At 51.7% G+C, this 11881-nt stretch carries 8 protein-coding genes; 4 read left to right on the forward strand and 4 right to left on the reverse strand.

Features of this window, described 5'->3' with window-relative positions:
- The first annotated feature begins 137 nt into the window (after nt 1-137).
- Both CX651_RS02655 and CX651_RS02660 read left to right on the forward strand, forming a co-directional pair.
- A complete protein-coding gene (locus tag CX651_RS02655; RefSeq protein ID WP_101053292.1) occupies nt 138-1916 on the forward strand; it encodes a DUF885 domain-containing protein in 1779 nt (592 codons plus the stop codon).
- A gap of 66 nt (nt 1917-1982) precedes the next feature.
- Nucleotides 1983-2996 (forward strand): alpha/beta fold hydrolase, encoded by a 1014-nt coding sequence (locus tag CX651_RS02660; RefSeq protein WP_101053294.1) that lies wholly within the window; start codon nt 1983-1985, stop codon nt 2994-2996.
- On the opposite strand, the gene CX651_RS02665 is transcribed toward CX651_RS02660, so the two are convergent.
- Nucleotides 2911-5397: a putative bifunctional diguanylate cyclase/phosphodiesterase gene (locus tag CX651_RS02665; RefSeq protein WP_224866874.1), complete on the reverse strand. Its 2487-nt coding sequence runs from the start codon at nt 5395-5397 to the stop codon at nt 2911-2913. The genes CX651_RS02660 and CX651_RS02665 overlap by 86 nt on opposite strands.
- A gap of 280 nt (nt 5398-5677) precedes the next feature.
- Entirely contained in the window at nt 5678-7864 is a 2187-nt protein-coding gene (locus CX651_RS02670) for an OsmC domain/YcaO domain-containing protein (protein WP_101053298.1), read from the reverse strand.
- Nucleotides 7865-8227: 363 nt separating this feature from the next.
- Here CX651_RS02670 and hmpA point away from each other — a divergent pair, with 363 nt between their 5' ends.
- On the forward strand, nt 8228-9418 hold the full coding sequence (hmpA, locus tag CX651_RS02675; protein WP_101053300.1) for an NO-inducible flavohemoprotein: 1191 nt from the start codon (nt 8228-8230) through the stop codon (nt 9416-9418).
- A gap of 21 nt (nt 9419-9439) precedes the next feature.
- Here the strand turns inward: hmpA and CX651_RS02680 are convergent, their stop codons facing one another.
- A complete protein-coding gene (locus tag CX651_RS02680; protein WP_101053302.1) occupies nt 9440-10351 on the reverse strand; it encodes a cation diffusion facilitator family transporter in 912 nt (303 codons plus the stop codon).
- 43 nt (nt 10352-10394) lie between these two features.
- A complete protein-coding gene (locus CX651_RS02685; protein ID WP_146225982.1) occupies nt 10395-10799 on the reverse strand; it encodes a hypothetical protein in 405 nt (134 codons plus the stop codon).
- Between the two features lie 856 nt (nt 10800-11655).
- Here CX651_RS02685 and tssD point away from each other — a divergent pair.
- A partial coding sequence (tssD, locus tag CX651_RS02690; protein ID WP_157822659.1) for a type VI secretion system tube protein TssD occupies nt 11656-11881 on the forward strand: 226 nt, incomplete at its 3' end.

Below are 11881 nucleotides of genomic sequence, written 5' to 3' on the forward strand. Positions count from 1 at the left end.
AAGTGTAACACGCCTTTTGTTAGCACCTCTTAGTCTACTGACAGGCTTTGTTACCAAAAGGTGACGTTAAATCTCTGGGGGTCCATCCGGGCTTGAGGCATAATCCGTCATCAAGGATAAAAAAGGAACAAAATCAAATGAAAAAACTCCTGCTCCCCCTATTGCTCACCGGACTCTTGGGCGCCTGCCAAACCCCTACTCATGAAACCAACACGCCAGAAATAGGCAAGCAGCAATCCCAAGCCGATAGCCAGCTCCAGCAGTTAATAACCGATGCCTGGCAGCAACGGCTGGCAGAAAGCCCACAGATGGCCTTCCAGTTTGGCGATGACTCGGCCGCGGGTAAATTAGCAGACTTGTCAGCTGAGGCTCTGGCGGCCGATGCTGCGGCCAATTCAGCACTATTGCAACGGCTAAAGGCGATACCCAGGGAACAGCTGAGCAAAGAAGCCGCCATCAATGCCAGTATTCTCGAATACCAATTGCAGGAGAATGTGGATAGCTTCAGGTTCAAGGCCCATTACCTGCCGATTACCTCAGAGAGTGGCTTTCACGCTTACATTGCTTCTATGGCCTCAGGGCCATTCAAGACAGAAGCCGATTACCGTCGCTACCTGCAGAAGCTGCAATCTCTGCCGCGCTACTTCCAGCAACAGATACACTGGATGCGCCAAGGGCTTGCCGAGGGTATCACTCAGCCGCAATCTGTGCTGAAAGGGTTTGAACAGAGTATTCAGGCCTATATAGTACCAGTGCAACAAAGCAGCTATTTCAAGCCGTTTGAGACGTTTCCAGAGCACTTTTCTGCCAATCTTAAACAGGAGCTGAGCCATGCCGGGTACGTCAGTGTCGAGCAGCATGTGTTACCAAGCTATCAAGCCTTCTGCGACTTTATGACCAAGGAATATATCCCTGGCGCCCGCCAGAGCATTGCCGCATCAGAGCTGCCCAATGGCCGGGCCTTTTATGAAAACAGGGTCAAGTACTACACCACTCTGAATATGACGCCTGAGCAAGTCCATCAACTGGGGCTGAGTGAAGTAAAACGGATCCGCGCCGAGATGGAAAAGATCATCAAACAAACCGGTTTTAAAGGTAGCTTTGCCGAGTTTCTGCATTTTATGCGCACCGACAAACGCTTTTATGTAGACTCGCCGGAGCAACTGCTCAAAGAGGCCTCCTATATTGCCAAAAAAGCCGACGCCATGCTGCCACGCTATTTTGGCAAGCTGCCACGCAAACCCTATGGCGTAGCCCCTGTACCGGCAGAAATTGCCCCCAAATATACAACCGGACGCTATTCCGGCTCCAACTCGGAGACTGTGGCGGGTTTTTATTGGGTAAACACTTATGCCTTGGATAAGCGCCCTCTCTATGAGTTGGAAGCACTCACCCTGCATGAGGCTGTTCCGGGTCACCACCTACAGATTTCTCTCAATCAGGAGTTGGAGCAACTGCCCGATTTTCGCCGCTATAGCTATATCTCAGCCTTTGGCGAGGGATGGGGACTATACAGTGAATATTTGGGGCTGGAAGGGGGATTTTATCAGGATCCCTACAGCAACTTTGGACGCCTGACTTACGAGATGTGGCGCGCCGCCCGCCTGGTAGTCGATACAGGTATGCACACCCAAGGCTGGAGCCGTCAGCAAGCAATAGACTTTATGGCCGGCAATACGGCTCTGTCGCTGCACAATGTCACCACAGAGATAGACAGATATATCTCCTGGCCTGGGCAGGCGCTGGCCTACAAGATTGGCGAGCTGACTATCAAACGTCTGCGAAAGCAAGCAGAAGACGCCCTGGGGGAAAAGTTCGATATCCGCCAATTCCACGATGCAGTTTTGGCACAGGGCTCAGTGCCCATGTCTGTGCTGGAACAGCAGATAGCCGACTTTATTGCCTCACAGCAATGAAGCCCTGTTTCTGATACACTCGGCCAGTGCCTTTGAGCACTGGCTTTTTAGATCAGGAAATATTGGATGGTAACGACCCAGGCCCGCAACGCAGAACCCGCTTCAACACAGTCTCAGTTGGAGACTTTCTGGCAAGGCGTCACCCATGCCAAGCTGGCGGTGGGATTCGGTAAAGAGCTGGCCTATGGTTATATTTGCCATCCAAAGGCGAAACAAGCCGTCGTCATCAGTAATGGCCGGGTCGAGAGTTATCTCAAGTATCGGGAACTGATCCATGACTTCTATCAGCAAGGTTATAGTGTCTACGCCTTGGATCATATGGGGCAAGGACTATCCAGCAGACTCACCGCCAATCCTCACCAGGGGCACATAGATAAGTTTCAGGACTATGTGGATCACTTGCATAGTTTTGTTGAGCAAGTAGTGGTTTCAAACCAATATGAACAGTATTTTCTAGTAGGCCACTCCATGGGCGGTGCCATAGGAACTCTGTATTTGCAGCAATATCCCCAGAGATTTACTGCCGCAGCCTTCTCTGCACCCATGTATGGGATCCGTTTGCCAATGCCGCGCAACTTCGTGCGTTGGTTGGCGGGAAAACTCAATAGCTATGGCCCGCATACCGAGCCCAACTATGTGTTATCCGGCCATGATTATCGTCCGCTCGCCTTTAAAGATAATCAACTGACCCACAGCAAAAGCCGATATCAAGCCTTACTGGATTTATGTCAGCAACATCCTGAGATCCAACTGGGCTCACCCACCAATCAGTGGTTGATAGAAGCTTTGGATGCTTGCGAGCAGACTATAACCGCAGCCAGAGAGTCAAGAGTGCCAATCCTCATTATTCAGGCTGAGCAAGACACTATCGTCGATAACCAGGCACAAATCGCCGCCCTTGGCCCCAAGGTGACATTAGAAAAGATCATGGGAGCCAGGCATGAACTCTTTATTGAAATCGACACATTACGTGAGCAGGTGCTGAATATTATTTTCAACTTCCTGGCGCAGCATACGGTAACTTACGCCTCGGAGGCCGCAGCAGAGCTGCAAACTCAACCTCAGGCAGAGGCTGACTGAACAGATACCCTTGGAAGTTGTCACAGCCGAGCTGATTCAAAAAGGCTCTTTGTTGAGCGGTTTCAACCCCTTCGGCAACCACTTTCAATTCCAGACTGTGGGCCATTTCGATTATGGCTTTAACTATGGCATCGGCACTGCGCCCAGAGCCAATCTTCTGCACAAAAGAGGCATCTATCTTCAGTCTGGATAGAGGCAGGTTCTGTAGATAACTCAACGAACTGTAGCCTGTGCCAAAGTCATCTATCGCCACGGATATCCCCGCCTTCCTCAACAGATCGATTCGGGTATTCATGATACACAGATTGGTCAACAAGGCGTATTCGGTCAACTCCAACTCCAGCGCATCTGTAGCAATCCCCTGAGCCTTCAGCAAGGCGATAAGACGCTCCACAAACTCGGGCTGATTGAACTGCCTGGCACTGAGGTTGATGGCAATTTTAGGCACCCCAATTCCCCTGGCCTGCTGCTCGCGAATGAAGCGGCAAACTTCAAGAATGACCCAATGGCCAATCTCACTGATAAGGCCGCTACCTTCAGCCACAGGAATAAAATCCGCCGGCGAAATATTCCCCTGCTGCGGATGCTGCCAACGCAATAACGCCTCAGCCCCAGTCAATTTCCCCTGGGCATCAACTATTGGCTGATAAACCAAAGAGAGTTGTTGCCGCTCAATTGCATAGCGTAGCTCATTCTGGATCAGCAGATTTTGGTGAGCCTTCACCTCCATCTCAGAGTTGTAGATCATGCAGTTATCTCTACCACCTTCCTTGGCCTGAAACATGGCCATATCGGCTCGCTTCAAAAGCTCCTCGGCATCAATATCATCCTGATCATCAAACAGGCAAACACCAATGCTGGCAGACACATGCAGCTGTTTGTCACTGATATTGAAAGGCCTGGCAACCAACTGTCTGATCTCACTGGCCAACGCCAAGGCTCGTCTTGCCGCCGTAGCTCTGTCTTGGGTTAGATCCTTCGCCAGAATAACGAACTCATCCCCCCCCAACCGGGCAACCAGGGTATTGGCGCTAAAATAGCCCGAAAACCTAGCAGCCAGTTGGATCAATAACCGATCGCCCAAATGATGCCCGAGCGTGTCATTGATGGTTTTGAAATTATCCAAGTCGATCAGGAACAGCGCTGCACACTGCTGGCTGTTGCGACAATGCTTTTGCTGCTCATACAAGGCATCCATCAAAGAGCGGCGATTGGCTAAATTAGTCAGGGCATCATGGTTGGCTAAATGGGCCAGGGCTTGCTGATTGCGCACATCATCCGACACATCGGCATGAGTACCTATAATCCGGCAAGGGCGGCCCTGTTCATCCCATTCAACCAGCATTCCTCTATCCAGCACCCAGATATAGTGCCCCTCTTTATGGCGCAAACGGTGAACACTCTCAAACGCCTCAGTTTCACCATTGAGATAAGCCTGCAAAGACGACAACACGGCTCCTTTGTCGTCCGGATGCAGTCGGCTTTCCCAAGTAGAATAAAGCCCTTCGAGTTCGTGTGGGCCATAACCTATCATCTCTTTCCAGCGGTCCGACAGAAAAACTTCGCCGCTGGCTATGTTCCAGTCCCAGATCCCATTGCGAGTCCCTTCCACCGCAAACAACCAGCGTTGTTCATTGTCCCTCAATTGCTTCTGGGTTCGCTGCAACTTCTGTTGGCTCCGGTGCAAATAATCCTTTAGCACCCGTATTTCACTGAAAACCCAAGTGTTATCCATATGAAAAGGGATGTTCTCGCCCCCTCTGGCCTGCCAAGCCAGAGCCCTTAAAGGGCGGATTAACATAAAGTGCAACACCAGCATAAAGCCCAAAACAAATAAGGCTCCCAAGCCCCAAACCCGCATAAAACGCAGATTGAGGTCATCAGTTACCTTGGCCATTGCAGGCGATAGATCATACTCGAGATAAAGCAGTTCGGCCTTGCCCCCAAAACTAACGGGAGCCTCGGTGATGACGGGATAATATGCCTGTATTGATAGCCTATCCATATTGGCAAATATCCGTGGCTTTCCAGAATCAACCACTTGCCGGTGTAACGCCATTGAATAGCCATCGATCACTTGCGAAGCCCGACTGTCGCGCCAAACAACATGATTGGCGTAGCGGATAAGACTGGTGTCATCTAGCAGTATGTACACCATGATGTTGAAGTCTGTCGCCGCCAGAGATATCTCCTCGGCCACACTGTCTAAATTTTGATTGTGAATCGCCCTCTCAACAAGATGTTGCATCCTGAAAAGTTCTTTCTCAAGCTGCTTTATCTGGGCCGTAGACGCCTCGGATTCCAAAGACTGGCGTTCATAAAAATACTCTCCGGCAACCAGGCAGAGATAAATAAAAAAAACACAAAAAGGAACAACATAGGCCATGGCAGGCCTTGGCATCTTCACAAATGAAATCCTTGATGTTCATGACAAAAAGGCACACACAATGCTTAATGCTAACGGTAAATTAACCTACAGGCAAAGAGTCTGCCGCTAAAATTGTTTTCATGTTTTGAGTACACATGTTTTGAGTACATAGAGAAGATGCGTTACAGAGAAAACATTTGTATGCAACTTCTTCTCTTGATCAAAGTGACAGGATAACTTGAACCACAAGAAACCAGACTAAAAGCCAATGTGGCCAGGTAAGGGGCAAGCATTCCCCTTACCTGAGCATCAATTACTTTTTAGCAGCCACTCTGGCGCGGGCGGCGTGCAGCTTCTTGTAGCTTTCGATCAGTCGCAGGTGTTTTTCCAGGCCTTCGAGCTGCATATTGGTTGGGGTCAGGCCGTAGAAGCGCACTGTGCCATTGACCGAACCTATGGCGGCATCCAGGGTTTCCTGGCCGAACATGCGTCCTAAGTTGTACCGGTAGTCGTCCAGCTCGAGTTCATCGTCCAGGCTGATCTCCAACACCGCCTGCAGGCATTGATAGAAGAGGCCGCGAGCGACGGTATTGTTGTTATACTGCAGGAAGGTTTCGGTCAGCTCCAGCGCTTCTTCCAGCTCACCTATGGCCAGGCAGATCAGCAGTCTGAGCTCGAGTATCGTCAGTTGGCCCCAGACGGTGTTTTCATCAAACTCTATACCTATCAGGGTGATGATATCCGTGTAGATATCCAATTGGCTGTCTTCGAGGCGCTCGGACAGGCTTTGCAGTTGGCTGTCGCTGAGGCGATGCAGGTTAAGAATATCTTCTCGGTAGTCCAGCGCTTTATTGGTGTTGTCCCAAATCAGATCCGATACCGGATACACCTCGGAGAAGTCTGGCACCAGGATCCGACAGGCGTTGCCTATCTCGGTAAACTCGGCGATGTAGACCTCTTTGCCCATCTCTTCAAGAATCCCGAACAGGCTCTGGCTCTCTTCGGCGTTGCTGCCGGAGAAGTCCCATTCGACAAACTCATAGTCCGGCTTGCTACTGAAGAAGCGCCAGGAGATCACTCCGCTGGAGTCGATAAAGTGTTCAACAAAGTTCTCCGGCTCCTGCACCGCCATGCTGTTGAAAGTAGGCTTTTGCACATCGTTTAGGCCCTCGAAACTGCGGCCCTGCAGCAGTTCGGTGAGGCTGCGCTCCAGCGCCACCTCAAAACTGGGGTGGGCGCCGAAGGAGGCAAATATACCGCCGGTGCGGGGGTTCATCAGGGTCACACACATGACGGGGAACTGGCCACCGAGGGAGGCATCCTTGATCACCAGCGGAAAGCCCTGCGCCTCCAGCGCCTCTATGCCGGCCACTATCGAAGGATACTTGGCCAGCACGGCTTTCGGCACCTCAGGCAGAACCAGCTCCTCTTCTATGATGCGGCGCTTCACCGCCCGCTCGAAAATCTCGGACAGACACTGCACCTTGGCCTCATCCAGATTGTTACCTGCACTCATGCCGTTGCTGAGATACAGGTTTTCAATCAGGTTGGAGGGGAAATACACAGTCTCGCCATCGGACTGACGCACATAAGGAATGGCGCAGATGCCGCGCTCGACATTGCCCGAGTTGGTGTCGATAAGGTTGGAGCCGCAGAGCTCGCCATCCGGGTTGTAGATTTCCAGGCAATAGTCATCAAGGATCCCGGCTGGCAGCTCATCGTTGGGGCCGGGCTGGAACCACTTCTCATTGGGATAGTGAACAAATTCGGCGTTGGCGATCTCGGGGCCGAAATACTGGTCGTTGTAGAAGAAGTTGCAGCTGAGACGCTCGATAAACTCGCCCAGAGCCGAGCAGAGCGCGCTCTCTTTGGTTGCGCCCTTGCCGTTGGTAAAACACTTGGGCGAAGCGGCGTCACGGATATGCAGCGACCAAACGTTGGGCACCAGGTTACGCCAGGAGGAGATCTCTATCTTCATCCCCAGTCCGGCCAAGGTGTTGGTCATGTTGGCTATGGTCTGCTCCAGCGGCAGATCCTTACCCAGAATAAAGGTGCTGTGGCTGTCATCCGGCTTAAGCATCAGCATCGCCTGGGCGTCCTGATCCAGGTTATCCACGGTTTCCAACTGGAACTCGGGGCCGGTCTGAACCACTTTCTTCACAGTGCAGCGGTCGATGGAACGCAGTATGCCTTCACGGTCTTTGTCAGAGATGGTGTCCGGCAGTTCCACCTGAATCTTGAAGATCTGGTTATAACGGTTTTCCGGGTCGACTATGTTGTTTTGCGACAGGCGTATGCCTTCGGTAGGAATATCGCGGGCGACACAGTACACCTTCACAAAATAGGCGGCACACAGCGCTGATGAAGCCAGAAAGTAGTCGAACGGGCTCGGCGCCGAGCCATCACCCTTGTAGCGGATTGGCTGGTCGGCAATGACACTGAAGTCATCAAACTTGGCTTCGAGTCTAAGGTTGTCGAGAAAATTTACTTTGATTTCCATTGGATAGTTCCGAGTTCCGGCGGGGTTTCCCGCTCGCCCTATGACACTCGCCGCAGCGGTAAAACCAGCGACCGGCTGTGATCTGGGTCAAATTGAGCAAAATTGGGGGAATTATCCGCTTTTTAGCGGCAAAAGTCATTGTTGGCCACTGACGGCGACTTGGCACCGGCACCAGAGAAGCGAACAAGCCAGAATCAGGATCCGGATACGATAAAACATAGACATGCCTCACCCACAAGAGTGTTTTTGCAAACCATACTGAATACCTGACAGATCTAGTCAGATTTTTTATTGATCTAAATCAAATACATGTTTATTTTATCGCGGAACATATAACTTAAATAAATCTTTGAGGTTGTCGTTATGTTGGATCAACACACTATCCAAGTGGTCAAGAGTACTATTCCCCTGCTGGTTGCCGCCGGCCCAGAGCTGACCAAACACTTCTATCAGCGCATGTTCCACCACAATCCCGAACTGAAAGATGTGTTCAACCTGGCTCATCAGCATAAGGGCGATCAGCCGGTAGCCTTGTTCAATGCCGTCGCCGCCTATGCCCAACATATCGACAATCTGGCTGTTCTCGGTGAAGCCGTGGAAAGAATTGCCCAGAAACACACAGGCTTTCTGATCAAACCCGAGCAATACGCCATAGTCGGCAAGCATCTGCTTGCCACCCTGGAAGAACTCGGCGGCGATGCCGTCACGCCAGAGGTACTGGGCGCCTGGGAGAAGGCTTATGGGGTGTTGGCCAATATCTTTATTGGTCGCGAAGCGCAGATTTATGCCGATGCAGCAGGCAAACAAGGGGGGTGGAGCGGCACCCGCACCTTTGTTGTCAGCAACAAACGCCGCGAGTCTGCCGCCATTACCTCTTTCGAACTCACGCCCAAGGATGGCGGCCCTGTGGCCGATTTTAAGCCGGGGCAATACCTGAACATCAAACTCAGCCATCCGGCGCTGGCCCATACCGAGATACGCCAATACTCACTGGCGGATGCCCCCAACGGCCGCAGCTATCGCATCGGCGTTAAACGTGAAAACGAAGGATTGGTTTCCAACCTGCTGCACAATGAATTCGATATCGGCAGCGAGCTTGAGCTAATCCCGCCGGCGGGGGATTTTTTCATGAATACTGAGCCTGAAACCCAGGTTGTGCTGCTATCTGCCGGAGTTGGCCTGACGCCTATGCTGAGCATGTTAAACAGTCGCCTGCAGCAAGACTGCGCCGAGACACTATGGCTGCATGCCTGTGAAAATGGCGCCCAGCATGCTTGTGCCGAAGAGATACGCCGCAAGCAGGCCGAGCAGACAAATCTCAAAGCGCTGACCTGGTATCGCCAGCCGCTTGAGACTGATATTCAGGGACAGGATTATGACCTGAAGGGCACCATGGTGCTGGAGCCGATAGCGGCCATGCTGCCGTCCGAGGGCCAATTCTACTGCTGTGGCCCCATAGGCTTTATGCAGAGCATCAAGGCGCAGTTGCTGGCCCTGGGTATTGAGGAAGCGCAGATCCACTACGAAGTGTTCGGTCCCCATCAAGGGCTCTGATGCAGCCACGCGGGCGCCGCTTCAGGCGCCCTGTTGCAGTAAGCCTTCTTCTTCGGGCTGCTCTTCCAGCGGCTCCACATGGATAAACACCGCCGCATGGGGGATGGCGGCCATCAAGGCCTGCTCGATACGGTCACAGATGGCATGGGAATGGCCAACGCTCATCTCCTTGGGCAAGGTCAGGTGGAAGTCGATATGACGCCGTCTGCCCGCCTGACGGCCACGCAAGTCGTGAAAACCGCCTTCATTGGGACAGTGGTGCGCGATTATCTCGGCGGCCCGGTTAAGCTCCTCTTCGCTGATGCTGTGATCCAGCAGCGGCTTGAAGGCCTGATCCAACATGCTTATCGCTTCTTTGAGAATAAACAGCGCCACCCCTATGGCCACTATGGGATCCAGCAGCGCCAGATTATGGCCAAAATAGCCACCCACCCAGATCAGCAGCAGCCCCACGGCTACCCCGAGGGAGGTGAGCACATCGGCCTTAAGGTGCAGGGCATCGGCCTCAAGCGCCACCGATTGTTCTTCCCTGGCCACCCGGTAGAGATAGGCACTGACGCCAGTGTTAACCAACGCCGACAACAGCATCACCAATACCCCCCAACCCAGGCCTTCCACCTCTGAGGGGCTGAGCAACTTGCCGACGGCCTCGAAAATAATCCAACCAGCCGCCGCCAAAATCAACAGCGCCTCAATAACCCCGGAAACATTCTCTATCTTGTCGTGACCGTAGGGATGATCCCAGTCCGGCGGCACATCGGCGCGGCGCACAGCAAACAGAGCGATCAAGGCCGCCACCAAATCCATGGCGGAGTGAATCGCTTCCGAAATGATACTGACCGAGCCACTGACAATACCCGCCGCCACCTTCATAATGATCAGCGAAATATTGGAGCAGACCGAAACCATGGCGGCTCTGGCTTTTCTGGACATCTATTATTCTCCCTCAATACGGCTTGAGACTTGGGGACTGTCGTCAGTTAAAGGTGATTACCTGGGCTCGTGCGCCCTCGCCCCGGTCAATCAACAGCAAAATCAGGCCAAACAACACTTGTGTCGGCAATAACAACACTAGCCAACTGCTCCACAGCAGGCTGTCGTCGACCCGAATAACAAACTTAAGTTGCAACGCCAGCAAAGCAAGCAACCAGAGCGCAAAACAACGAAAACGGCAAAAGAAGCTGCCAAGGCCCATGAGCCACAGCAACCACATAGGATCCGACCATCCACCGGCCCCCTCTGGAGTCAATTGCCCGGGCAGTCCGGCGCCGCTGATATAGAGTTTTCCGACCACTGCCGTGCCGCCTATCTCGGCGGCCAGGGTAAAACTCGTGGCCAACCAAGCCATTAGCAGCAACAAACGTGCAGATGAAAAACGCATGCGGGCCCAACCAACAAACCAAAGGGCCCGATAGTGTATGACAATAGAAAAAGTTCAACAATAGCTTATAGTTAGAACAAAAACGGAACCATTTTCGTCCTCATTTACATAGTTAATCTCCGCCTTATGCTGTAAACAAAAGGGGCCAAAACTGTGTCCATTCGCGAGTGAGAGAATGACAAGCAATATTTTCAATACTTCTCTGTCATCAACTTAAACTTAACCTCGCCCATCGCATTAACTTTCCATTAGAAGTTTACTCACTCCCCCAGACAATCCCTAAATAACGGTTCCTATTTGTGCTACACCTTGTAGAACCCTTGTAGCGCAAGGGTTACCGAACATGTGCTCTTGAAGCCCAGCTCACCAAGCTTGATGTTATAACTGCGTCAAGTTACTACTCAGAAACGATATAGGTGCAATGATCTACTCATCTAGGCAAAAAAGATGCTTACCCTGATCCGTGGCGATAGGAGTTGCAAGCATTCATCATCGATTGGCCGTAACCCATGTATAAACCATGTTCCATAGCACTAAGGCCGTTGGCTCCGGACTCTAGTTATCACCGGCACACGATGACAACCGCTAGCGTGTTTTGATGGTGATATTATGTATCTGTCTTGCCTTGTCATAACACCTCAAAGCGGAAGTTTTTCACATTTAAAGTACGTCATATTGATTGGGCAATTTCTTGCCCGCCGGGCAATTTTTTGCTCAAGTTCGGGCAATTTTTTGCCCAGCCAGTTGGGCTATTTTTTAAACAGTAACGAAATCAATTGATTAAATTTTGGCGCGAAGGTTGCTTTAGCTAGGAAGGTTAATCCAAACCTCAGTGAATTTTAAAAAGGAATTTATCATGCCAACACCATGTTATATCTCTATCGAAGGCCAAACTCAGGGCAACCTCACTGCCGGCGCCTTTACTGCGGAATCCGTCGGTGACATCTTTGTGGAAGGCCATGAAGACGAGATGCTGGTTCAGGAGTTCAACCACATTGTGACTGTGCCAACCGACCCTCAGTCCGGCATGCCTTCCGGTCAGCGTGTGCACAAGCCGTTCAAGTTCACCGTCGCGCTGAACA

It is taken from the genome of Shewanella chilikensis, assembly GCF_002836945.1.
In the GTDB taxonomy this organism is placed as follows: domain Bacteria; phylum Pseudomonadota; class Gammaproteobacteria; order Enterobacterales; family Shewanellaceae; genus Shewanella; species Shewanella chilikensis.

Coding starts and splice junctions, on each gene's coding strand:
- CX651_RS02655 (WP_101053292.1), top strand. CDS start 138: ATGAAAAAACTCCTGCTCCCCCTATTGCTCACCGGACTCTTGGGCGCC.
- CX651_RS02660 (WP_101053294.1), top strand. CDS start 1,983: ATGGTAACGACCCAGGCCCGCAACGCAGAACCCGCTTCAACACAGTCT.
- CX651_RS02665 (WP_224866874.1), bottom strand. CDS start 5,397: ATGCCAAGGCCTGCCATGGCCTATGTTGTTCCTTTTTGTGTTTTTTTT.
- CX651_RS02670 (WP_101053298.1), bottom strand. CDS start 7,864: ATGGAAATCAAAGTAAATTTTCTCGACAACCTTAGACTCGAAGCCAAG.
- hmpA (WP_101053300.1), top strand. CDS start 8,228: ATGTTGGATCAACACACTATCCAAGTGGTCAAGAGTACTATTCCCCTG.
- CX651_RS02680 (WP_101053302.1), bottom strand. CDS start 10,351: ATGTCCAGAAAAGCCAGAGCCGCCATGGTTTCGGTCTGCTCCAATATT.
- CX651_RS02685 (WP_146225982.1), bottom strand. CDS start 10,799: ATGCGTTTTTCATCTGCACGTTTGTTGCTGCTAATGGCTTGGTTGGCC.